Origin of the sequence: Actinoplanes sp. NPDC023936 (genome assembly GCF_040639325.1) — a bacterium.
Classification (GTDB): Bacteria; Actinomycetota; Actinomycetes; order Mycobacteriales; family Micromonosporaceae; genus Actinoplanes.
Map to the genome: position 1 here is coordinate 83,076 of NZ_JBEZZR010000013.1, position 22,940 is coordinate 106,015.

Below are 22,940 nucleotides of genomic sequence, written 5' to 3' on the forward strand. Positions count from 1 at the left end.
GAGCCGAAGCGCAACTCGAGCGGCCGTTTTTGATTGCAGATAGTGATAGATCGCAACGGATAAATAATATTGATGCATCTCCATGATTCACTCTCGCGGTCAACTCACGGGGGGAGTGAACCATCCATGCATGCCGATAAATGGGCGCGCGCTCGCTGGCTGGCGGCGTTCTGCGCGTTCCTGCTGATAGCCACTCTGGCACCGCCGGCCGACGTGCCGGCCCGCGCCGAACCCGGCGAAGTCCCGACCGTCACCGCGGGCGCTGACCCGCAACAACGCGGCATCCCGGCCAACGCGGCCCCGGATGCCGCGGTGCCCGAGGACCAGCGGCCCCCGATCGTGCCCCCGGCGGTGGAAGCCGGCGGCGAGGCGCGCGAGGTCGGCCGGGCCGCCGTCGCTCGTGCGGCCGAGGCGGCCCCGGGCGAGGCGTTCACCGATGTGCTGTTGCGGCCCGGATTCGTGGTCGGCGACACCTCGCTGGTGACCTATTTCAACCTGAAGGACCAGGGCTTCGAGCGCTGGCGGGTGGATCTGTTCGAGACCGTGTCGCAGACCCGGCAGGAGTCCGTCGAGCTGGGCAAGGACCAGCTGAAGAACACCGGCTGCGGCACCCTGCGCGCCTACTGCAAGTCGCTGGGCGCGGCCGAGGGCTGGCAGCTGGACGCGACGAAGAACTACTTCGTCACGATCACCGCGCTCTATCCGGACGGTGAGGTGCCGTCGGCGAACTCCGACAACGCCCAGCCGCGCACCACGATCGACCCGCCCGCCATTCCGGCCCGGCAGGCCGCCGGCTGCGGGTGCAGCGGCGCGCTCGGCATGACCGGCGCGAGCCAGGCGACCCGCGGCATCGGCGTGAACACCGGCACCGGCGCCTTCACCCGGACCGAGCAGGACCAGGGCATGGCCTCGTTCGGTGTTCCGTTCTCCTCGACCCGCGCCTATTCCTCTGGCAACATCGGCCCGTCGGCGCTCGGCTCGGGCTGGGCCTGGGTCTACGACATGAAGGTCACCGCCACCGAGGGCGGCGCTGTCGTGCGGGCCGAGGACGGCTCCGACACGGTGTTCGCCGCGAACGGCGACGCCTACGTGCGGCCGCCGGGTGTGCGGTCCACGCTGCGCCGGGCCGGCGCCGGCTGGGAGCTGGTCACCCGCAACAACATCGTGTTCGCGTTCGACGCGCAGGGCCGGCTGTCCTCGATCCTCAACCCGCGTCAGGTGGGCCTGCGGTTCGCGCACACCGACACGAGCATCACGGTCACCGACGGGTCCGGGCGCAAGGCCGTGGCGAAACTGGTCGCCGGGCTGATCGAGTCGATCACGCTGCCGGACGGCCGCAAGACCCAGTACTTCTACACCGGCGGCCTGCTCACCAAGGTCCGCGACGCGGCGGGGGAGTTCTGGCAGTACAAGTACGACGCGGCCGGCCGGCTCGTCCAGGTGACCCAGCCGGACAAGATCGTCGCGCTGACCAACGAGTACGGCGCGGACGGCCGGGTCGCCCGGCAGCTGGACGCGCTCGGCGCCGCCACCACCTTCGCCTGGGACCCGGGCAAGCAGGAGTCCAAGACCACCGACGCGGACAACGTGGTGGTCTGGGACGGCTACAAGGGCAACGTGCTGCTCTACTCGCAGCGCGGCAACGGTGACACGAACAACCACCGCTACGACGGCTCGCTCAACCGCAGCCTGGTGGTCAACGCCAACCAGAACCAGCACGAGTCGGCGTACGACCCGGCCGGCAACCTGGTCGAGCAGTTCGCACCGCAGCGCCGGTTCAGCGAGAAGACCAGCTACGACGCGCGCAACAACCCGACCAGCCACGTCGACGCCGAGGGGCAGACGTGGAAGGACGAGTACAACCAGTTCGACGAGTTGGTCAAGAGCACCGACCCGGAGAACCACTCGATCACCTACACCTACGACGGCCGCGGCCTGCTGCTGACGATCACCGACCAGCGCGGCAAGGTCACCCGGACCGAGAACATCGCGGACGGCCAGCCGAACGCGGGCCTGCTGAACGCGCAGATCTCGCCGGAAGGGCGCCGCACCGAGTTCGGCTACGACAAGGTCGGCCGGCAGGTCACGGTGACCGACCCCCGGGGCACGGTGGCCGGGGCGAAGCGGGAGACCTACACCACCCGCACCGTCTACGACGCCCTGGACCGGACCGTCGCCATGTACGCGCCGGGCAAGAGGAACCCGGACGTCGCCGACTTCGACACTGTCGGCCGGCTCCGGAAGACCACCACCGCCGGTGGCGTGAGCACCTCGTACACGTACTTCGACAACGGTCTGCCCAAGGCGACCTACGAGGCGCGCCGGACGATGCTCAACACCTACACGCCCGCCGGTCGCCGGCTCACCTCGGCGATCGATATGAAGCACGAGGCCGATCTGGTCACCAGCTGGGCGTACAACGCCAAGGGCCTGGTGCAGTCGACGACCTCGCCGCGCGGCAACCTGCCGGGGGCGAACAAGGCGGACTTCACCACCACGTACGTCTACGACAACAACGACAACATCATCCAGCTGCGCCGGCCGTACCCGAACGGTCAGGTGGTGACCCGGGACTACAAGGTCGACGACCTGGACCGCAGCGTCGAGACCGTCGACGAGTTCGGCAAGTCCGCCAAGTTCGACCGGTCCAACAGCGGGCAGGTGCGCTCCACCACCGACGCCCTCGGCCGCAGCACCTCGATGTCGTACGACAAGAACGGACGCCAGAACGGGATCACCGACCCGAAGGGCGGGCAGACCCGGACCGAGTACGACGCGGCCGGCAACAAGATCAAGCAGATCTCGGCGACCGGCGGCATCACGACCTACGAGTACACCGACGACGGCTTCGTGTCCGCGGTGACCGAGCCGCGCGGCAACGTCGCGGGGGCCGACAAGGAGCGCTTCACCGCGCACTTCGAGTACGACCTGGCCGGCAACCAGATCCGCGGCGTCGACGCGCTGGACAACGTCACCACGCGCAAGTACGACCCGCTGAACCGGACGGTGTCGGCCACCGACGCCAACAACCACACCACCCGGTACACCTACACCGACGACAACCAGCCCCGGACGGTCACGGCGCCGGACGCCGAGTACGACGCGGACGACCCCGAGGAGGAGTCGACCCGCTACGAGTACAGCGAGGACGGGTCGCTCTCCGCGATGACCGATCCGCGGGGCAACCGGTCCACGCTGTACTACGACGAGGCCGGCCGCCTGGTGCGCAGCACCGATCCGCTGGAGCGCAGCACCTACGCGAAGTACGACGCGGAGGGCAACCGCATCCAGGCGATCACCCTCGGCGACGACGAGGAGATCGAGGACCTCAGCGCGAAGGAACGCGCCAAGCGGACCATCGTCGACACGTACGACATCGTCGGCCGGCGGGTGCAGCGCGCGCTCGGCTCGGAGGGCCCCGCCTACAGCTGGGGTTACGACGCCAAGGACCGGATCACCTCGTACGGCGACCCGGCCGGCCGGCGTGACGTGGCCTACGACGACGAGGACCAGGTCCAGACGGTCACCCGCAAGACGGCTGACCGCCCCGACGAGGTCTTCAACTACGACTACGACGAGCGCGGCAACGTCACCAACCGGCAGTACCCGGACGGCACCACCGTCTCCTACGGCTATGACGCGGCCAGCCGGATCACCTCGCTGAGCGCACAGGGCGCCGCGTGGAGCTTCGGGTACGACGTGGCCGGCCGGCGCACCAGCACCACCCTGCCCGGCCCGACCGGGCTGACCGAACAGCGGGCCTACGACGACGGGGGCCGGCTCACCTCGATCGGCACCGAGCGCACCGGCGAGGCCGTTCCCGGGGTGCAGGACCCGATCTCCAAGTACGAGCTGACCCTCGACGCGGTCGGCAACCCGAACCGGGTGGTCACCACCCGTGGCGGGGTCGCCGAGTCGGTGGCGTACAGCTACGACAAGGCGGACCGGATCACCTCGGCCTGCTACGCCGTCGCGTCCTGCACGGACAAGAACGCCAAACCGGCCGGGCGGATCGACTACCGGTACGACCTGAACGGCAACCGGACCAAGCAGGTCCGCACCGGTGTGGCCGGCAACGACGTCACCGACTACGAGTACGACGACGCCGACCAGCTGATCGAGGAGGAGGTCGAGGGCCCCGGCCACGAGCGCGAGACGGAATACAAGTACGACGCCCGCGGCAACCAGATCAAGGCCGGCGGCGACCGTCTCGAGTACAACCTCGACAACAGCCTCGCCAAGGCGACCCTCGCCTCCGGGCAGAGCACGACGTTCAACTACGACGCCGTCGGGCTGCGGGTCAGCTCCACCTCGGCGTTCCAGAACGAGACCTCGACGCAGCGCTGGTCGTGGGACGTGGCGGGGACGCTGCCGCAGATCGCCATCGACACGGTCGAGAACAGCGCCGGCACGGTCGTGGAGAAGCGCGGTTTCACCTACGGTCCGGACGACGAGCCTCTCGCCCTGCTGGACCCGGCGAGCGGGGTGCACTCCTACACCCATGACTGGCTCGGTGGCGTGGCGAACCTGCTGACGCCGGCCGGCACGGTCGAGGAGGGCTACGACTACGACCCGTTCGGCAACCCGCGCGAGGGGCCGACCCTGGCCGGGCAGAACCTGCCGGGCCAGAGCATCGAGAACCCGATGCAGTTCACCGGGCAGTACCAGGACTCCACCTCCGGTGACGGCAACTACTACCTGCGGGCCCGCAACTACGACCCGGGCACCGGCCGGTTCAGCAGCCGCGACCCGCTGCCCACCGGCCAGGGCGCCACGTCGGCCTACACGTACGCCTCGAACAACCCGGTGGCGTACACCGACCCGACCGGCATGGTGCCGGAGGCCGGCGACACCACCGGTGCGGCCCCGGCCGTCCAAGGACCGTCCCCGGAGGACCTGGCCCGGGCCAACCAGATCCAGTCCAAGAGCACGCTGGACGTGATCCTGGAGGCCGGCGGCCAGATCCTGATGGAGTTCCTCGGGATCAACGACATCCTCAACTGCCTCAAGGGCGACCTGGTCGCCTGCGTCTCGATGGTCGTCGGCGCCCTGCCCTGGGGCAAGATCTTCAAGGCCAAGAAGATCGGCGAGGCGATCTTCCGGGCCGGCAAGGCCGTGGTCACCTTCTTCCAAGAGCTGAAGTGGGCCCGGGCCATCGTCAAGGGCGCCGCGGACGCGGCCGAGGCAGCCAAGAAGGCGGCCGCCGCGGCAGCCAAGGCCGCGGCGGAGAAGGCCGCGGCGGCCAAGCAGGCGGCGGAAGCGGCAGCCAAGCGGGCCGCCGCCGAAGCCGCGGCGAAGGCCAAGGCCCTCGCCGCGAAGGCCAAGGCGAAAACCCGGAAGTCGGCGGCGGACAACGGGGGCGACGCGCCCTCCTGCCCGATCCGGCGGCACAGCTTCGTGGCCGGAACCACTGTGCTGCTGGCCGACGGGTCCAGCAAACCGATCGAGGAGCTGGAGCCGGGCGACACCGTCCAGGCGGCCGATCCGGAAACCGGCGAGTCCGGGGCCCGGCAGGTCACCCACACCATCCGCACCGACGACGACAAGCACTTCGTCGACGTCACCGTGGCCGGTACGGACGGCGAGCAGCACACCATCACCACCACCGACACGCACCCGTTCTGGTCGGTGACTCGTGGCGAGTGGGTGAAGGCAGGCGACCTGAACAAGGGCGACCTGCTGCGCACCTCGGCCGGGACCTACGTCCAGCTGTCCGCGGTCCGGTCGTACGAGCACGGTGGACGGACCTATGACCTCACCGTCGACGACCTGCACACCTACTTCGTCAACGCCGGCGGCGCAAACGCCGGCGGCCCAGCGGTCCTCGTCCACAACAACGACGAGATCCTCTGCGAGACCTCGGACCTCTTCGACGAGTTCGACGTCACCCCCGGCGAGGGATTCGATCCCACGGTGCCGTCCGCCGGCAACCGCAGCTACATCACCTACGCGTTCCGCAACGAGGCGGACGAGGTCACCTATGTCGGCCGGGCGTCGGGTCGCGGAAATCCCGCACAGGTCCTCGCGGGCCGGTTGAGCCGGGGACACGATCACTTCACCGAGGGGCTGACCCCCGAGGTGATCGCGGTGCAGGGCAACTACGGGTCCAACCGCGGAGCGGAGGAGTTCTTCATCCAGGGTTACCTCCAGCGCGGTGCTAGCCTCACCAACAGTGATCCCGCGGTGGGCTTCAGCAAGACCGCGCGCGGCAAGAAGTCAGTGGGATACATGGACGCCTTCTTCACCGAGTTGCTGGGGTGACGATGCCTTACTTCGTGGACGTGTACTTCCCGCCCGGTCTGCCCGTCGACCGGGACGAGATCGAGGACGAGCTGAGCGAACTCGACGGATTCGAGGTCGTCGGCGCGGGCACCGGTGAGTCCGGTTCCAACCTCGACCTCGAGGTCTCCTCCGACCTGGCGGCCGACGATGCCGTCCGTCAGGTCACCGAGATCCTGGAACGGCTGGGCGTCGCGGCCGGCGCCCGGATCAACGTCAGCGACTGAACGCGCACCGGTACGGGCGGGGGAGTGCTCCTTCCCCGCCCGTACCGATGTGTTGCGGCTGCCCGGATCGTCGCCGGGCTTTGCGTTCGCCGGGCGGCAGGCAGTGCGGTGCGGGCTGCTCATGGCGCCGGAGGCAGGGTCAGGTCGCCGAGCATCCCGGCCGGGCCGCTGCCGAAGGAGGTCAGCCGGCTCCGCATGGTGGCCGGCAGGTGCGGTAGCGCCCGCATGGTCTGTGCGGTCAGCCAGACGTGTGCGTGGCTGCGGGGAACAATCGAGCCCAGCACGGCTCGGCCGAACCGGTGGGCGCGCCGGACCGGCTCGCTCAGTGCGGCCTGGTAGCGAGCCAGGGCGGCCGGAACGCCGGTGGATGATCCGGCGCCGAGTTCGGCGGCCAGCACGTAGGCTCCGGCGACCGCGAGGCTGGTGCCGCCGCCGACTGCCGGGCCCGGGCCGTATCCGGCGTCACCCACGAGCGTCACGTGACCGTGGGACCAGTGGTCCATCCGGATCTGTGCGATCTCGTCGAAGTAGAAGTCGTCGGCGGTGTCGAGATGGGCGAGCACGGGGGTGAGCCGGGGGTCGAAGGCGTCCTCGACCAGCTCGCGGGCCAGGGATTTTTGTGTCCGGGGATCGCGGTGGTCGCAGGAGATCACCTGTGGCGAGCGCACGAGCAGGAGGGCCCGGGATCGGCCGGGCGATGCGGTGGGGTACACGGCGACGACCCGGCGCGGGGCGGTGAACGTCGCGACGGTGGGGCCCGTGCCGAGCACGTCCGGCAGGCTGTAGACCGCCAGGTAGGCGCCGAGGAACCGGCGGTAGCGAGACTCGGGGCCGAAACTCAGGCGCCGGACTCCGGAGTGCAGGCCGTCGGCGCCGACGACCAGGTCGGCGGTGACGCTACTGCCGTCCGAGAGCAGGGCGTGGGTGCCGTCGAGTCGTTCGATCACGGTGTCGAAGCGGTAGTCGACGTCATCGCGGGTGGCGTCATGCAGGAGGCCGGCGAGGGCGCCGCGGGGGATCTCCACGTGCCGGGCGGAGATGCCGGTGCTCAGGTCCGCGGTGGCGACGGTGACCGGCGCCCGCCCGTGCCGCCGGAACAGCGTGATGGTGTCGTTGCGGGTGCGGGCGGCGTGGACGCGATCCCGCAGGCCCATCCGTTCGATCACCTCGACGGCCGGGCCGAAGAGGTCGACGGCATGCCCGCCGTCGCCCGCCCGCAGGGCCGGGGACCGTTCCACGACGGTGACCCGCCAGCCGTACCGGCGCAGCCAGTAGGCCAGCACCGGACCCGCGATGCTCGCGCCTGAGATCAATGCGTGCACGGCTCACCTCCGATCGTTTACCTACCGGTAAGTAAACGCGCTGGGGCGTCGGCCGTCAACGCCTGACCTGCCGGTAAGTAGAGTGGGCGAGGTGCCGAGACCGAAGACCAGCGAGACCGCCGCCCGGATCCGTACGGCGGCCCTGGAATTGATCGCGCTGAAGGGCGTCCACCAGGTCAGCCTCCGGGAGATCGCCGAGCGGGTCGGCATCACGAAGCCCGCGTTGTACTACCACTTCGCGTCCCGGGAGGACCTGGTTCGCAGCCTGGTCCAGCCGCTCATCGACGAGGTGGAGGCGACGCTGGCCGATGCCGGGCCGGGTTCCGATCCGCGCGAGCTGCTCGGGTCGTACTTCGACGCGATCTACCGGCACCGGGACGTCACTGCCATGATCATGGGCGATCCGAGCGTCCTCGCCATGGTCGACCTGGCCACGGCGGTGGCCGGCTGGCGGCAGCGGCTGGTGACGGCGCTGGTCGGACCGGCGCCGTCACTGGCTCAGCTGACCCGGGCGCAGATGGCGATCGGCGGGCTGGGTGACTGCACGATCGTCATGCCCGACGTTCCGGCACGGGAGCTGCGCGAGGCCGCGCTGGACGCGGCCGGTGACACCTTGGGGCTGTCCCGGTCCTGACCCGGCCGGTGACCCGTGGCGCGGTCCGGCGGGTCCGGGTCAGTTCGGCCGCCCGGCCGCCTGGCGCGTCGTCAGCAAGCTCGCCGCCGTCGTGATGGCGAGCACCGCGACGAGGACGCCGAGCGAGACCCAGTTGTTGATCTCCGGGACGGCGGTGACGTGCCGGCCACCGTTGATGAACGGCAGCTCGTTCTCGTGCAACGCGTGCAGCATCAGCTTCACGCCGATGAAGCCGAGGATGACCGCCAGCCCGTACGGAAGGTAGACCAGTTTCTCGGTGAGTCCGCCGAGCAGGAAGTAGAGCTGCCGGAGGCCCATCAGGGCGAACGCGTTGGCGGCGAACACCAGGTACGCGTCCTGGGTGATGCCGAAGATCGCCGGAATGGAGTCGACGGCGAAGACCAGGTCGGCCCCGCCGATCGCGATGACGACGATGAACATCGGGGTCAGCAGGCGGCGGCCGTTCTGCCGGACCGTCAGCCGTGCGCCGTGGTAGTCATCGGTCACCGGGAAGACCCGGCGGACGAGCCGGACCACCCCGCCGTTGGCGTCGTAGTCCGGTTCGTTCTGGCCGCTGACCGCGAACTTGACAGCGGTATAGATCAGGATGCCGCCGAACAGCCAGAAGACCCAGCTGAACCGCTGGACGGCCTGCGCGCCGACGGCGATGAAGAATCCGCGCATCACCAGCGCCATCACGATGCCGATGAGAAGCACCCGATGCTGGTGCACGGCGGGGACGGCGAAGTTCGCCATGATAATCATGAAAATGAATAGGTTGTCGACGCTCAGCGAGTACTCGGTCAGGTAACCGGTGGCGAAACCGGCGGCCTGGGCGCCACCGCCGAAGATCCAGACGCCGATGCCGAACGCGGTGGCACAACCGACGTAGAACACCACCCACCGTGCCGCCTCCGCCGCGCCGACCCGGTGGGGCCGGCGGTCGACCACGAGCAGGTCGACCAGGACGAGTGCGATCAGCGCTGCGATGGTTGCCGCCCAGAGCCAGACGGGCACGGACATGGGTGGGGGCACAGCTTTCCTCCGACCTCGCATCGTTTACCTACCGATAAGTAAACGGTGCGAGGTCGTGATCGTCAACGCTTACCTTCCGGTAAGTAGACTTGGCTGATCACGGGTGTCACCGAGGTCGTCGCGCGATGCCGCTCGTGCTCACGCCGGGACCGCTCCCCCTCCGGCGAATAATTGCGGCGCGCAGCAGGGGCCCGCAGATGCCTCACGGGGAATAAAGAGAGCTGCGCCATGAACCCATTGTCGCCGCCCCACCGGGAACCGGTCAGCAGAAATCACTAATACCTCACATGAGCTCTCGTTATGATCGCCACCATCCGCGGTCCGGGAGAATCCCGAAACAGGATAAGCAATCGTGGAACCCGCACGGCGTTCATTGTTCTGCCGCGTCAAGGTACCCGCTGCGCGCCGTCGCTGAGGTTAAGGAACTCTCGAAGACGTTGGCAGGGGCTGCTGATAGCGCAGGTCGCCAGGTCGCCCGCCATTTCGCCCGCCGGGTGAAGGGGGATCGCCGGGTCTGCGTCCGGGCGGCTCATCGAGCCCAGCCCACGTCACGATGGGTGACTGTCCACGGGGAGCGTTACGGGGTGTGCGGCATTCTGTGGGGCCTCCCACGTCCGCGGCTTTCCGGAAAGCGCCGGCTTTACCCCGGATGCCGGCACACCGGGTGACGGACCGGCGTCTTGTCGTGCCAAGATCAGTGCGCCTGACGGGATCGTGCGATAGGTTGGCGACCCCTCGGCGGCGTCGATACCGGAGTTGAACAATGGACCCGACCTTGCATGCAGTCTGGAACCATTCCATTGACGTTTGGCTTGACGACGCCTTTGAAACCGCCTCGCAGGGCACCAGGATGTTGGCGGGAGTTCAGCACCTCCACAACAATGTAGTTCCGGAAGGATTGGCGTGGGCGGTCGAGACGTTTGAGGAGGTTACGTTCCGGCGAGCTGCCGAAGGGCTTAAATACTTCGGCTTCCCGGATCTCGACCCCTTCTTCACGGATCTGCTTGCGAACCGCGACGATCAGGACTACATCAATTCCAGGGAGAATGAATATTTCGAGCTCTTCCCCGAGGACGAGGAGCTCGAAGTCGCCATCCTTGCGCGGCTGTCCGCGTTCCCTGACGAGTTCGATGACGGCGAGTCCTGACTGGCGGGATGGGGCCGGCCTGCGCGCACCCAACTGCCGCCGAGAGGCCGCTGCTGACGGAGTCGTCAAGCACACCCGGCCGTGAATGCCGCTCGTAAGGCAGCCGTGAACGGTTCATGCCAAGCGGATCCGGCGCCGTCAGGGCCGAACGAAGCCGCATGCTTCGGCTCGGAACCCGCACCGAGGCCACCTCGCCGCATCGATCCCTGCCGAGCACGTTTTTCTGCGCCAGGTGCTGTTCCGCTTGGTCGGTGATGCGGATGGAAGCGGCTCGGATCGATGAGGAGGTCCACACTGGTCGGATCGATCGCTGGACCAGCCCGGCGCGCGATGCCGGTGGAGCGTCGGCGATGCTGTGGGCGTGGAGTACACGTCCCGAGTGCCGCGACCACCGCTGGACGGGCTGATCGACGACCTTTACTACCTGGAGGGTGCGCCGCCGTACGCCCGGCTGACGCTGCCCGCAAGCCCGGCGGCGTTGCTCATCGTCAACCTCGGGGCGCCGTTCCGCATCCGCGCCGGCACCGGCACCGTGCCGGCCGAGTACGCCGACGGCTGCGTGGTCACCACGCCCACCCGCGCGTTCGAGTTCGGCTACCCGCCCCGGACCCGGTCCGTCGGCGTACATGTCAAGCCGTGGGGGTTGGCGCCCTTCCTGCCGATGCCCGCGGCCGAGCTGTCCGACCGGCCGGTGACGCTGGAGCAGGTCTGGGGCCGGGCGGACGTTGCTGAGCTGCGAGACCGGCTGAACACGGCGGGGGAGCCGTGCGCGATGCTGACGCTGCTCGAGGAGGAGCTGATGCGACGGCTGTGCGAGACGACCGCAGGCCTGGGGCTGGTCCGCCATGCGAGCGGCGTCATCGCGGCGACCAGCGGGGCGGTGGCGATCGGCGACCTGAGCGCGGCAGCCGGTGTCAGCAGCACCCATCTGGCACAGCGGTTCAAGGAGCTCGTCGGCGTCACGCCGAAGCGGCTGGCCCGTACCCATCGCTTCGCCACCACCGTGCTCGCGATCGACTTCGCCGCGCCGATCGACTGGGGCGCCGTCGCCGGCGGCGCGGGCTACTTCGACCAGGCCCACTTCAGCCACGAGTTCCGGGCCTTCACCGGGCTCACGCCGACCCGGTACGCCGAGGTCCGGCGGCGGTTCCTGCGCGACCATCCCGGCCACGTGCTGGACAGCTGGCCGCTCCCGGCCGATTGATTTCTTACAAGAGCGACAGTCCACGACACGCTAATTTGGGGCGGCACCCGAAGCAGAGGAGAGCCCTGTGGGCAAGGTGGTCATGTACAGCTCGGTGTCGGTGGACGGCTTCATCGCCGACGAGAACGACCAGCCCGGACCGCTGTTCGACTGGTTGTCCAGCGGTGACGTCCCGTTGGACGACAGTGGAGTGCTGACGGTGTCGCAGCCGTCCTACGACTACACCCGGCCGTACTGGGATCAGATCGGGGTGACGATCGCCGGCCGCCACGTCTTCGACATGACGGACGGCTGGGACGGGAAGCCGCCGAGCGGAATCGACCACGTGGTCGTCGTGACGCACCGCCCGGCGCCCGAGGGCTGGGACCCCGAGGCGCCGTTTCACTTCGTCGACGGCGTCGAGGCGGCCGTGGCCACGGCGCAGGAGCTCGCGGGTGACCGCATTGTCGAGGTCGCCGCCGGCGACGTCGGTGGCCAGGTGCTTGCCGCGGGCCTGATCGACGAGGTACGGATGGACGTCGTACCCGTGGTGTTCGGGTCCGGCAAACGCTACTTCGGGTCGGTCCACGCCCAGCACCTACTGGCGGATCCGGACGTGGTGATCCAGGGCAACCGGGTGCTTCACCTGCGCTATCGGGTACGCCGTTGACCGGTCCCCGGAGCGTGATCACGCACCGGCCGGGCCAGAGCCGCCTCCCATGCCTCGTCCGCCGGGCACGCGACGTCGGGGCGTACGCCAGCGCCTTCCCAATTCGAGCCGGTGACGGCGTCGATCACGGTGCCCTCCGGGAGCAGGCCCACCACCTGGCCGGTCAGCCGGATCGGGGTGACATGGTCGGCGGCGCCCCGGGTCGTCTCGCCGATGATCACGGCCCGGCCGCGCGCCTGCAGGTGATAGGCCAGCGCCTCCGCCGACGAATAGGTCCGCGAGCTCACCAGCACCGCCAGATCCTGGGTCAGCGCCGAGCCGGCCGGGCGGGCGCGAGTCCACCACTGGCGTCGCCGGTCCCGGTAGATCACCTCGGACAGTTGCTGCGCGCCGTCACCGAGCAGATGCTCGGCGACCAGCGCGAGCGTCCCCGGGTCGCCGCCGCCGTTGCCACGCAGGTCCAGCACCAGCCGGCCGGCGCCGCGGGCCAGAGCAAAGGCAGCTTCCAGGTACGGGCCGGAGTGCTCCACCGGATCGAGGGTGTCGAGGGCAAGCGCGAAAGTCCCGTCCGCCAGGCGCCGCACCTCGCGGACCCCGGCCGCCCGGGCCCGCACCTGCTCCGGATCGACCGGGGGCCAGCCGTGCGATCGGGTGTCCGGCTCCGCTGCCGAGCCGGCGTCGAAGTGCAGTTCGAGGTGGCGGGTGTGCGCCCGCGCGCAGGCTTCGACGGCACGGCAGCCGGCCGCGGTCAGCGGTTCCGGCCGGCCGGCGAAGGTGGCCTCGAGGTCGGCAGTGAGCCGGTCGAGACGCGGGCCGGGCGGCATGAGCCGGCGCAGCCAACCGGTCAGATGATGGGTGAACCCGGTGAGCTCGTCGATCGCCATGATCAAACGGTAGGGCGTGGCTGAGCGACCGTCACCGTTCAGCGCTCTGCCGTCGGCAGAGCCGCCGCTGACCGCGCCGGTGTCAGCGACACGGTCGCGCCGGCGTTCTTCAGGCGCTCGGCAAGAAGCGTCATCTCGGCCGGTGAACCGACGATGCCGTCGTCGACAAGCGCCTCGAATGCCGCGATGGCCTCCGTGATCGTGGCTCCTTGCCTCCGGAAGACCGCGAGCAACAGCAGTTTCACCGACTGGCTGCTCTGCCGATCGGCGCGCACGCGGGCCGGGCCGTCCCGGGCAACAAGAACGTCGCGCCAGTGCTGGGGCATCTCGTCCCAGCCGCACTGCTCCTCGGCGTCACCACACTCACGGCAACGGTCTGCTTGATCGTCTCGGTCAGCTCGCCGTCGCTCACCGTCCGGGTGCTCACCGGGCGGGTGGTGGCGTAGTAGGTCGACGGTGCGGTGCTTTTATGACCGGGGCTGGAGTGGGGCCCGGCGGGCGCAGCCCAGGTACGTCACCAGCGGAGGGGCACCGGGCTTTTCCAGCACGAAGTCAGCCATCGGGGCCACGCCGTCGTCGGAGATCCGCCCACTGCGCCGGGCGAACACCGCCTTCACCAGGTTGACGGGGTTGCGTGGCTTGAAGCCCCGGATGTCTTCGCTGGTCAACCCTTGTCCGCTCAGCGCGCTGATCACCTCTTCGGGCGGGCGCAGGCGCTTGGCCGCGTACCGTCCGGAGGGCATGATGCGGGTGGCCGGCAGCCCTTGGAAAAGGCCCAGGTAGACGATCCGGCCAAGGGTGGTGCGGGCGACGGTGTCGTAGAAGAGGACGCCGTCGGAGGCGAGGACAGCGGCGGCGGAGTGGATCACCTGTCTGTGAGCCCGCTGAGGAGCTGGGTGGCGAAGGAGTGGAAGTACAATCCGGCCGCGGCCGGGCCGCTGCTGCGCGCCGCGCATGCGACCGCCGAGAAGCTGAGCAGCCAGACCATCGTCCATGACGCTGTCGCCGGGGCACCCGCCGGCGGCCTGACCCTGGCCGTCATCACCGTTCGCCCAGATCCTCGACCTGAGTGGCGGTGATGCTGCGCCCGGGTAGCGCTGCTGGGGTTCGGAGCGTTCGTTGTCGCGGCCGTGCCGATGGGGAGGCGGAAGGCGGAGTCTCCCGGCCCCACGGTCAGCACCACTCGGTAGTTACCGTGAGGTAAACCGGTTAAGTCGATGCTCGACCGGCAATAACTCATACATGTCGATTGATGAAGCCGAATTGATGACCTGTCCGGCCCGCATCACGCTCGACGCCGCGCAGCAGGCGTTCCTCGACGGCCTGCCGGCGCTGGCACCGGCCGTGCAGTCGGAGCTGGGCTGCGAACTCGAGCGGGGCCACGACGGATCGCACGCCGCGCTCGCGCAGCAGGTGGGCGCCACGATGTGGTGGGCCCAGTGGACGCTCAGCGCATCCGAGATCAACCCGTACACCTGGTGCCCGGTGCGGCGGGAGCAACCGAAGAAGGAGTCGGACTGCTCGCTGTTCGAGGGTCATCCGGGCGGCCATTCCTCGGGGGAGCGCTACCGGGTCAGTGGTGACGCGGTCTGAACCGGTTCCGCGTTCGCCGCGGCACGGCGGGCCTGCCGCGTGGCCTGGGCCATCCGCAGCAGGAATGCCGGGGTGGGTGGAACCCAGCCGAGCTGGCGGGCCAGGCCCATGTCGTCGCGGTTGGCCCAGTGCTCGACGACCTGGCCGTCCTTCATCCGGAACCAGTGGGTCTGGGTGACCGCGAACGGGCGGCCCTTGGACGGGAACGCCTGGGCCACCGCGCCGTGCTCGTCGTAGGCCACGAAAGCGCCGACCTGACGCCCGGACATCGTGCAGTGCACGACGGTGAGGTCGCCGTCGGTCACCGCGTCGTGGATGTCGAACGCGAGGTCGGCGAAGGCCGACCGCAGCCACTGGGCGGTGGCCGCGAACGCGGCGGGTCCCCGGCCGCGGCAGGCGGGCGGCTCATCCTTCGCCTCGCGGTTGGTGGCCTGCGGATGAACCACGCGGTCCAGGTCGGCGAGGTCACCGGAACCCATGATGGTCATGGAACGGACGCAGATCTCCGCATCGATGGTGGACATGATCCCTCCGGAAATATTGGGTACACTGACGAAGTATTCAATCTCATGGAGCGGTAATCAATGTCTGGTCGCGTGTACGACAACACCCGCCGCGCCGAACAGGCCCGGCTCACCCGCCGCCGGATCCTGGACGCCGCCCGGGAGCTGCTCGTCGAGCGCGGGCCCGCGGCGGTCACCATGCGCGCGGTGGCGACACACGCCGACATCTCGGTCGAGACGATCCGCAAGACGTTCGGCACCAAGGCGAAGCTGATCAAAGACGTCTACGACGTCACGCTCGCCGGCGACGACGAGCCGATCCCGATGATCGACCGCCCGGAGATCCAGGCCGTGTTCACCGCGACCGACCCTCGGGAAAAGCTGGCCCGGTACGCGTTCGCGGCCCGCCGGGTCGGCGAACGGGTGGGCCCGCTGCTCGCCAAACTGCTCGCCGGCGCCCGCGGCGGCGATCCCGACCTGATCGGGTTCCGGGAGACCACCAACCGGGAGCGGATGAACGGCGCCGGCGGCATCGTGCGCCACCTCGCCGCCACCGGTGGCTTGCGCGACGGCCTCGACCCCGAACGGGCGTGCGACATCGTCTGGACGCTCATCTCGCCCGAGGTCTTCGACCTGCTCGTGGGCGATCGGCGCTGGTCGCTCGACGAATACGAGCAATGGCTGGCGCGCTCGCTCGCCGACGCCCTCGTCACGCCCTGAGGCCCGCGGCGACGAGCGCCGGGCCGCGCCGCGCCCACGGCAGCGTTTGGCCGACGGGCGTGCCCGTTGCCGCAACTGTTGCCACCGCGACCCGGTAACCACTGCCGGGGCGTGAGGCGGCCGCCTCACGCCCCCTCGGCGGCCAGTTCGCCGGCTGGGTGCGTTCCCGTGATCAGCGTTCCCCTGTCAGCTCGCCGGCATGAGTACCGCCCACCGCAGGACACCACCACCGGAGGGCGCCGGCGATGACACCGGAACAGCGCGCCACCCTCATCCTCGTCGTCACCCTGTTCGGCTTGGGGCAATCCCCGCTGGCGCACTCATGGGCCGGTGCGGGAGGTGCTTGCCGGGTGCCGTGGTGCCGGATCGGGAGAGCCGCCAATCCTTGACGTGCCAAGGGTGAAGGGTCGTGAGTACCCCCACGGTGTTCCGGGCTTCCACGTCAGGACACCTGCGAGTACGTTCGTTATAGGTCAACCACTAATGAAGGAGTTCGCGTGAGCGACACCCTGGTTTCCCAGCAGCGACCCGCCGCACAGCACGCCCTCGCCGAGCACCTGCGCCTGGTGTCCTCCGGGCGGATCGACGAGTGGGTTGCCCTGTTCGCCCCCGACGCGACCCTCGAGTTCCCTTACGCCCCGACCGGCGTCCCCAGCCAGGTCCAAGGACATGCCGCGCTGGTCGCCCACATGAACAACTTCCCGAAGACCTTCGATGTGCAGTTCGTGGACCTGGTGTTCCACGAGACCGCCGACCCGGCGACGGCTATCGCCGAATTCCGGTCGACCGGGCGAGCGGTGCCCACGGGTAAGCCCTACGAGCAGACCTGCATCTCGGTGGTCCACACCGACGAGGCCGGCCGGATCACCCGCTACGTCGACTACTGGAACCCGCTCGTGGCCATCGAGGCGCTGAACCCCGGCACCGCTGAGGCCGGCGCGGACCAGGTCGCGTTCGGCAGCTGACGGCGACCGGCGCGGCGTGGGGTGACGACCCCGCGCCGCGCCGCCATGATTGACTGTCGGTCATGCCCGCCCCCGGCTCCAGCGAGAAGAGCGACCAGCGCCGCCAAGCCGTCCTGGAGGCCGCTGTCACATGCTTCGCGCGTAAGGGTTTCTACGGGACGACGACCACCGAGATCGCCGAACGCGCCGGCATCTCACAGCCGTACCTTTACCGCCTGTTCGCCAACAAACAGACGCTGTTCGCCAACGCCGTCTTCCACGTGTCCGAGTTGATGACGAACACCTTGACCGCCCACCTCGCCGAGGCCGGCCCGCTGCCTCAGCCGCCCGAGGTAGCTCTACGCGCCGCCCGATCCGCCTACGGCTCCCTCATTCAGGACCGTGACGTACTGCGATTCCTCATGCATGCCAACTGCGCGGCCGACGAACCACTCGTCGGTGACGCGGTGCGGTGGTGTTACGCCAAGCAGGTCGAGCTCGTCAGCAAGCTCCTGGGATCCGACGAAGCCGTCCGGCAGTGGTTCGCCGCCGGCATGCTCGAGAACGTCACGCTCGCCCTGGGCCTCGCTGACATCGACGAGCCATGGGCACGTATCCTCAACGGCAGCTGAGCCGCGAACACGAACCCGCGGCTGACGTTCGCCAGCAACGCGACTGACCGGCGGGACCGGCTTCAGAACGTGAGACACTGCCGTTGCGAGCACTGGCCGAGGCGGAGCATCGTTACCGTGCGCGACCATGGTTGAGGGCGTCGTCCCGGTAGAGCCCAAGGACCACCCGCCTGATGTCGGCCGATAGCGCTCTGTGGGCGGCGTGCTGTTCTCTCTGTTCGAGAGCCGACGTACCCGGTCGGTGCACCGGCCTGGAAGTGCGAGCCGTGGGGGCTTCTCACGGCCGTCAGCCCTGGGTGAGCCGGAATCGTGGTCTCAGCCGACCTGCCCTGGTGGGCGCGCGGTTCGTGTCCAGCGAACAGTCGGCTCCTGAGACGAGGGAGCCGGGCGCGCGTGAACGTAGCCTGGTCTCATGCCTGTCGTTCAAGAGCTTTTCTCCATCGGAGAAGTCAGTGCGCGCACTGGCCTCAGCATCGATACTCTTCGCTTCTACGAGCGCCAGGGCCTGTTTCCGCCTCCCCGCCGGAGTGCGGGTGGCCGCCGTGGGTTCTCGGCCGATGACCTCGCCTGGATCGGCATCTGTCAGCGCTTGCGCGCCTCCGGGATGCCCTTGCCGGAGATCGCCCGTTACGCCGAGCTGGTCCGGGCCGGTGCCGGCAACGAGGGTGAGCGCTTGACGCTGTTGCAGCGCCACGAAGCGGCGGTGCGGGCACAGATGGCCGCCTTGCAAGACGCGCTCGACCTGATCTCCACGAAGGTGGCGGCATATTCCGAGGCTGTGTCACTCGGGACCGCAGGTGACCTCTTCGTCAGGGACGACGAAGACGACGCCTACTTCGCGGCCCGGGGCGTGATCGGGGCGCACAAGCCGGACCCGGCTTCCTGACGCGCCCGGAACCGGGCTTGACCTGGAGTCAACTCCAGGTTCTAACGTTGCAGACCTGGCCCCCGAGCCGCTCTGGTGAGCCTCGGGTGAAGTGCCATCGTCGGCAAACGTAAGGAAAGAACATGTCTCAGTTCATCGAGCCCGATGACACTCGCTACGACGAGCGCTCCCGTGCGCTTGTGCAGGTCGGCCGGGACGCCATCGCTCAGGAGAATCCTGCCGTTCTGCGGGAGTACTTCAGCGAGGACTTCCGGTTCCACGGCCCCGGCGTGGAACTCGACTTCCAGGGGCTCGAGGTCTTCTTCGCGCAGATGCGTGCGGCGTTCAGCGGCTTCTACTGCGAGCGCTACGAGATCGTCTCATCCGGTTCCCTCGTCGGATGCCGCACCGAGATGGGCGGCATCTTCGACGGGCCGTTCGAGCCCTCGCCGTTCGGCACGATCCAGCCCCACGGCGGCAAGTTCACGCTGACGCTGATCAACATGTTCCGCTACGACGATGACGGCAAGCTCGCCGAGGAGTGGGTGCAGTACGACAACCTCGAGACCATGCGCCAGCTCGGCGTCGAACTCGCCCCCCGATCGTGATGCCCACCATTCGTACGGCAGCGACCAGGAGGCTCACGTGAGCATGACCACCGCGTACCTCAAAGCTGGATCTTTGGATGCTCTCCGCGAAACAGCCGCTTACGTGCAGAGGCTATCGACAGCGGGGGTGGAGGCCGAACTCCACGTGGTTCCCGGCCTGGTGCACGGCTGCGCCGCGCTGTCCCTGGGCGGAACCGCCCGCGACGCGACCATCGACGCCGGGGCGTACCGACCACGAACGGTCCGACGGGTTAAACAAAAGAGCAGGTGGCCGCGTACCTCTCCTCCCGGATGCTGGTGACCGCCACGTGGCGGGCGTTCTCCTGCATCATCGCGGCCGTCCAGCCGAAGGCGTGCTGCACGTCAGCCTTGTCGACGAAACCGGTACCGGTCTTCTCGTCGAAAGTCAGCGACGCGCCCGCCGGCTGCGCGGGCGCCGCGATCCCGGCGAGATTCACTGCGACTAAGAAAGCGGCTACCCGCAGGCGCCATGGCATGGCTTCCCTGCTTTCTCCCTGCGGCCGTCAGCTACGGTCATGATGACGAAGAGGTGATCCAGGAGGGCGGGCGCCGCAGCGACGTGCGACCGAACGGGTGAACCGCTGGACATCGCCACCGTCACCTGCTGACCGCACCGCGAACGCACTCATCCGCGCCCGCTGCTGGCCGATACAGCAATGGGCACGCGGACGAGGGGGACCCCGATGGCTGAGGATTTGATCCTGATCGCCGAGGACGACGCTGACGTCCGCGAGTTGCTGGACTTCGTCGTGAGCGCCGCCGGCTACCAGGCAGTTACTGTGTGCGACGGACAAGCCGCCGCGCAGGTCCTGACGGCCCGGCACCCGGCAGCGGTGATCACCGACGTCCGCATGCCCGCGATCGACGGCATCGACCTGTGCCGGCTGATACGCCGTACCGCCGGCGGCGACACCGCAGTCTTGATGTTCACTGCCAACGCCCTGCGCAGCGAGGTGACGGCAGGCATGGACGCCGGCGCCGACCGATACCTCACCAAACCGATCTCCCCGCGCCACCTTCTGGCCGAACTCCAAGACGTGCTCGCCAGCAAACGCCCCCGCCGGCAACCGTGCGCCCCATAACGCCCGCCGGGGGTTCGTCAACCGATCCTCCACTGCGTCCGCCGGCCAGCGGCAGCCCAGGCGCGTCGGGATCCTGGTAGCCGGTGCCCATGTTCACGAGTCGGCACATCCGAACGGCGGACACCGCGAGGGGCGCGACCTCTACCTACGTCGCGGGCCTCGACCTGCGCGCGGAACGTGGCCGGGTGGTACCTGCCTTCCCCAGCCGGAACCGGCCACCCTGCTCGTCCGGCGGGTGATCGCCGTGCCGGAGATCGACCCAGCAGTCCTCGCCTCACAGGAACGGCTGCGGGCGGTGGCCTGGGCACGCCGGGAACTGCCGCTGGCCGCGGTGCCGCTGGATGCCCTCGCCCGGATGGCCGCGCGGATGCTCGACGCGCCGATGGCGGTGGTGACCCTCATCTACGCCGGCGAGGAGGAGTTCCTCGGGCTGTTCGGGGTGCCGGAGCCGTTCGCCAGCCAGCGGCGCGGCTCGCTGGAGTATTCGGTGTGTGCGTACGTGGTCAGTGCCGATAGCCCGGTCGCGGTGCCCGACATGCTCATTGACGAACAGCTCCGCACCCATCAGACCGTGCAGGAGTGGGGAGTGCGGGCATTCGCCGGAGTGCCGTTGCGTGTCGACGGGCACGGCCGGCCGATCGGCGCGATCACCGTCCTCGACACCACGCCGCGGACCTGGTCAGAACGGGACATCGACCTGCTGACGTCCATCGCGGGCATGCTCGCCGCCATCCCCGCCGATGCCGACGCCGCCGTCACCGCGATGTCCACCCTCAGCCAACCCGCCGACGACCGCGTGGCCACCAGGCCGAACACCCGTGCCGCTACCTCGACGCAGGCCCAAGCCCAGGTACAGCGGGCGTTCATCACCGCCCTGCTCGACAGCCTGCAGGTCGGCGTGGTGGCCTGCGACCCTCGCGGACGGCTCGTGCTGGTGAACCGGATGATGCGGGAACTGTTCGGGCTTCCCGAAGGCGTCTCCGAGGACGAGGCGCTGGCAGCCGCGCTGGCGTGTGTCCGTCATCCCGACGGCACACCCATGGCCGAACACGAACTCGCGATCGCCAAGGCGCTGCGAGGCGCGACGGTCCGCGACGCGGAGGTGGCCCTGCATACCCCGGGCGCGCCGGTGCGCTACCTGCTGGCCAACAGCCAGCCGATCCGCGACGCCGGCGACCGCAACCTCGGCGCGGTGTCCGCGGTCCTGGACATCACGGCACGACGGCGCGCCGACCGCTTCCGCGACTGTCAACTGCGGGTGGCCCACATCCTCAACGGCAGCGACACCGTGGAACAGGCCGCCCCCGCCCTGCTCGCGACGCTCGGAAACGCCCTGCACTGGCAGCACGTCGCCCTGTGGCTCGTCGACGAGGTCGCCGCCGTCGCCCGGCCCGCGGCCCACTGGGAAGCACCCGGCACCGACCTCGCCGACCTCATCCCCGACCAGATCAGCCGAGACCAAGCCGGACTGATCGGGCCCGCCTGGGCCACCCGGCAACCCGTCTGGATTCCCGACTTCACCCGCTTCGCACCGACCGACGCCCGGCTGCGCCACCTCGCCGCCGCCGCGGCCGCCCGCGGTGTACGCACCGCGATGGCAGTGCCCGTACCCGTACTCGACAGCGACTCCGTGGCAGCGGTACTGGCCGGGATGAGCGCCACCGGCGAACGCGACGAGCCCCTGCTGACCGGACTCCTCACCGGTATCGCCGACCAGCTCGGCCGCTTCCTGGCCCGCCAGCACGCCGCCGAACTCGACCGGCAACTACAACAAGCCAAAGACGACTTTCTCACCCTGATCGGCCACGAGCTACGCACCCCGCTCACCTCGGTGATCACCTACAGCGGCCTGCTCGCCGAAGACACGAACCTCGACGAGGACACCCGGCAGATGCTCGCAGTCGTCGTCCGCAACACCGGCGCCGTGCAACGCATCATCGACGACCTGCTCGACCTCGCCGGCGTGGAATCCGGACACCTCGCCCTGCACAAACACCCCACCGACCTGGTCACCGTCGTCACCGAGGCCACCGCCGCCGCCCCGCACGGCGACGACATCCACCTGCACACCGACCTACCCCTGAGCCTGATCATCGACGCCGACCCCCACCGGCTCCGGCAGATCATCGATCACCTGCTGTCCAACGCCATCAAATACAGCCCGCACGGCGGCGACATCCACCTGCGCCTGACCAGCACCGCCACCGGAGTCACCGAACTCGCCGTCACCGACACCGGTATCGGCATCCCCGCCCCCGACCGTGCCCGGCTGTTCACCCGATTCCACCGCGCCGGCAACGCCAGACACACCGCCATCACCGGCACCGGACTCGGCCTGGCCCTCGTCCGCGCCCTCGTCGAAGCCCACGGCGGCACCATCACGCACGACCCCACCCAGCACCCCGGCACCCGCATCCTGGTCCGGCTACCGCGCTGACCGTGACCAACCCGGCCGTCCACCCCGATGCAGGCTCAGATCCACTGCTCAGCCTTGGTCTCGGGCTGCGGCCACGTCGTTCGCGCTGCAGGCGGTGCCGATCATCCACAAGGTCACCGGTACGTTGCTCCCGCCCGGGATCCCCGGACGGGAG

Annotated in this window: 23 protein-coding genes; 16 read left to right on the plus strand and 7 right to left on the minus strand. The window is 69.2% G+C overall.

What is annotated here, in order from left to right:
* The first annotated feature begins 126 nt into the window (after positions 1-126).
* The gene (locus AB0F72_RS19175; protein WP_360432664.1) at positions 127-6,261 is read left to right on the plus strand and encodes a polymorphic toxin-type HINT domain-containing protein; all 6,135 of its coding nucleotides are present in this window, start codon (positions 127-129) and stop codon (positions 6,259-6,261) included.
* Positions 6,262-6,263: 2 nt separating this feature from the next.
* Positions 6,264-6,506 carry a hypothetical protein gene (locus AB0F72_RS19180; protein ID WP_360432667.1) on the plus strand — a complete coding sequence of 81 codons (243 nt, stop codon included), beginning with the start codon at positions 6,264-6,266 and terminating at the stop codon, positions 6,504-6,506.
* A 119-nt stretch (positions 6,507-6,625) separates the two neighbouring features.
* On the opposite strand, the gene AB0F72_RS19185 is transcribed toward AB0F72_RS19180, so the two are convergent.
* Positions 6,626-7,828, minus strand: a complete 1,203-nt coding sequence (locus tag AB0F72_RS19185; RefSeq protein WP_360432670.1) for an FAD-dependent monooxygenase — start codon at positions 7,826-7,828, stop codon at positions 6,626-6,628.
* A gap of 91 nt (positions 7,829-7,919) precedes the next feature.
* On the opposite strand from AB0F72_RS19185, the gene AB0F72_RS19190 reads away from it, so the two are divergent.
* Positions 7,920-8,462, plus strand: coding sequence for a helix-turn-helix domain-containing protein (locus AB0F72_RS19190; RefSeq protein ID WP_360432673.1), 543 nt, complete (start codon positions 7,920-7,922; stop codon positions 8,460-8,462).
* 39 nt (positions 8,463-8,501) lie between these two features.
* Here the strand turns inward: AB0F72_RS19190 and AB0F72_RS19195 are convergent, their stop codons facing one another.
* Positions 8,502-9,485, minus strand: a complete 984-nt coding sequence (locus AB0F72_RS19195) for a TerC family protein (protein WP_360432676.1) — start codon at positions 9,483-9,485, stop codon at positions 8,502-8,504.
* A gap of 775 nt (positions 9,486-10,260) precedes the next feature.
* Here AB0F72_RS19195 and AB0F72_RS19200 point away from each other — a divergent pair.
* The 3 genes from AB0F72_RS19200 to AB0F72_RS19210 all read left to right on the plus strand — a co-directional run bounded on the left by AB0F72_RS19200 (position 10,261) and on the right by AB0F72_RS19210 (position 12,497).
* Complete coding sequence (locus AB0F72_RS19200; protein ID WP_360432679.1) at positions 10,261-10,644, plus strand: hypothetical protein; 384 nt, start codon at positions 10,261-10,263, stop codon at positions 10,642-10,644.
* Positions 10,645-11,005: 361 nt separating this feature from the next.
* Positions 11,006-11,848: a helix-turn-helix domain-containing protein gene (locus AB0F72_RS19205; RefSeq protein WP_360432682.1), complete on the plus strand. Its 843-nt coding sequence runs from the start codon at positions 11,006-11,008 to the stop codon at positions 11,846-11,848.
* 67 nt (positions 11,849-11,915) lie between these two features.
* Complete coding sequence (locus AB0F72_RS19210; protein WP_360432685.1) at positions 11,916-12,497, plus strand: dihydrofolate reductase family protein; 582 nt, start codon at positions 11,916-11,918, stop codon at positions 12,495-12,497.
* Here the strand turns inward: AB0F72_RS19210 and AB0F72_RS19215 are convergent.
* Both AB0F72_RS19215 and AB0F72_RS19220 read right to left on the minus strand, forming a co-directional pair.
* Positions 12,479-13,381, minus strand: coding sequence for a S41 family peptidase (locus AB0F72_RS19215; protein WP_360432688.1), 903 nt, complete (start codon positions 13,379-13,381; stop codon positions 12,479-12,481). The genes AB0F72_RS19210 and AB0F72_RS19215 overlap by 19 nt on opposite strands.
* A 38-nt stretch (positions 13,382-13,419) precedes the next feature.
* A complete protein-coding gene (locus AB0F72_RS19220; RefSeq protein ID WP_360432691.1) occupies positions 13,420-13,707 on the minus strand; it encodes a hypothetical protein in 288 nt (95 codons plus the stop codon).
* Here AB0F72_RS19220 and AB0F72_RS19225 point away from each other — a divergent pair.
* A complete protein-coding gene (locus AB0F72_RS19225; protein ID WP_360432694.1) occupies positions 13,696-13,827 on the plus strand; it encodes a hypothetical protein in 132 nt (43 codons plus the stop codon). The two genes, AB0F72_RS19220 and AB0F72_RS19225, sit on opposite strands and share 12 nt — an antisense overlap.
* 21 nt (positions 13,828-13,848) lie before the next feature.
* Here AB0F72_RS19225 and AB0F72_RS19230 read toward each other — a convergent pair whose 3' ends face one another.
* Positions 13,849-14,250: a hypothetical protein gene (locus tag AB0F72_RS19230; protein ID WP_360432697.1), complete on the minus strand. Its 402-nt coding sequence runs from the start codon at positions 14,248-14,250 to the stop codon at positions 13,849-13,851.
* A 6-nt stretch (positions 14,251-14,256) separates the two neighbouring features.
* Between AB0F72_RS19230 and AB0F72_RS19235 the strand changes: the two genes are divergently transcribed.
* Together AB0F72_RS19235 and AB0F72_RS19240 are read left to right on the plus strand one after the other, a co-directional pair.
* The gene (locus tag AB0F72_RS19235) at positions 14,257-14,460 is read left to right on the plus strand and encodes a hypothetical protein (protein WP_360432701.1); all 204 of its coding nucleotides are present in this window, start codon (positions 14,257-14,259) and stop codon (positions 14,458-14,460) included.
* Between the two features lie 163 nt (positions 14,461-14,623).
* Entirely contained in the window at positions 14,624-14,974 is a 351-nt protein-coding gene (locus AB0F72_RS19240; RefSeq protein ID WP_360432704.1) for a hypothetical protein, read from the plus strand.
* Here AB0F72_RS19240 and AB0F72_RS19245 read toward each other — a convergent pair.
* Positions 14,947-15,498 carry an ester cyclase gene (locus AB0F72_RS19245; protein ID WP_360432706.1) on the minus strand — a complete coding sequence of 184 codons (552 nt, stop codon included), beginning with the start codon at positions 15,496-15,498 and terminating at the stop codon, positions 14,947-14,949. The two genes, AB0F72_RS19240 and AB0F72_RS19245, sit on opposite strands and share 28 nt — an antisense overlap.
* A gap of 60 nt (positions 15,499-15,558) precedes the next feature.
* On the opposite strand from AB0F72_RS19245, the gene AB0F72_RS19250 reads away from it, so the two are divergent.
* From AB0F72_RS19250 to AB0F72_RS19270, 5 genes are all read left to right on the plus strand, one after another.
* On the plus strand, positions 15,559-16,197 hold the full coding sequence (locus AB0F72_RS19250; protein WP_360432709.1) for a helix-turn-helix domain-containing protein: 639 nt from the start codon (positions 15,559-15,561) through the stop codon (positions 16,195-16,197).
* A 497-nt stretch (positions 16,198-16,694) separates the two neighbouring features.
* Positions 16,695-17,162, plus strand: coding sequence for a nuclear transport factor 2 family protein (locus tag AB0F72_RS19255; RefSeq protein ID WP_360432712.1), 468 nt, complete (start codon positions 16,695-16,697; stop codon positions 17,160-17,162).
* Between the two features lie 62 nt (positions 17,163-17,224).
* On the plus strand, positions 17,225-17,773 hold the full coding sequence (locus AB0F72_RS19260) for a TetR/AcrR family transcriptional regulator (protein WP_360432715.1): 549 nt from the start codon (positions 17,225-17,227) through the stop codon (positions 17,771-17,773).
* Positions 17,774-18,185: 412 nt separating this feature from the next.
* Complete coding sequence (locus tag AB0F72_RS19265) at positions 18,186-18,659, plus strand: MerR family transcriptional regulator (RefSeq protein WP_360432718.1); 474 nt, start codon at positions 18,186-18,188, stop codon at positions 18,657-18,659.
* A gap of 122 nt (positions 18,660-18,781) precedes the next feature.
* Positions 18,782-19,246 (plus strand): ester cyclase, encoded by a 465-nt coding sequence (locus tag AB0F72_RS19270; RefSeq protein WP_360432721.1) that lies wholly within the window; start codon positions 18,782-18,784, stop codon positions 19,244-19,246.
* 251 nt (positions 19,247-19,497) lie between these two features.
* Here the strand turns inward: AB0F72_RS19270 and AB0F72_RS19275 are convergent, their stop codons facing one another.
* A complete protein-coding gene (locus tag AB0F72_RS19275; protein WP_360432724.1) occupies positions 19,498-19,704 on the minus strand; it encodes a hypothetical protein in 207 nt (68 codons plus the stop codon).
* Between the two features lie 246 nt (positions 19,705-19,950).
* On the opposite strand from AB0F72_RS19275, the gene AB0F72_RS19280 reads away from it, so the two are divergent.
* Both AB0F72_RS19280 and AB0F72_RS19285 read left to right on the plus strand, forming a co-directional pair.
* Positions 19,951-20,349 (plus strand): response regulator transcription factor, encoded by a 399-nt coding sequence (locus tag AB0F72_RS19280; RefSeq protein WP_360432727.1) that lies wholly within the window; start codon positions 19,951-19,953, stop codon positions 20,347-20,349.
* 244 nt (positions 20,350-20,593) lie between these two features.
* Positions 20,594-22,786 carry an ATP-binding protein gene (locus AB0F72_RS19285; RefSeq protein ID WP_360432729.1) on the plus strand — a complete coding sequence of 731 codons (2,193 nt, stop codon included), beginning with the start codon at positions 20,594-20,596 and terminating at the stop codon, positions 22,784-22,786.
* The last annotated feature ends 154 nt before the right edge of the window (positions 22,787-22,940 follow it).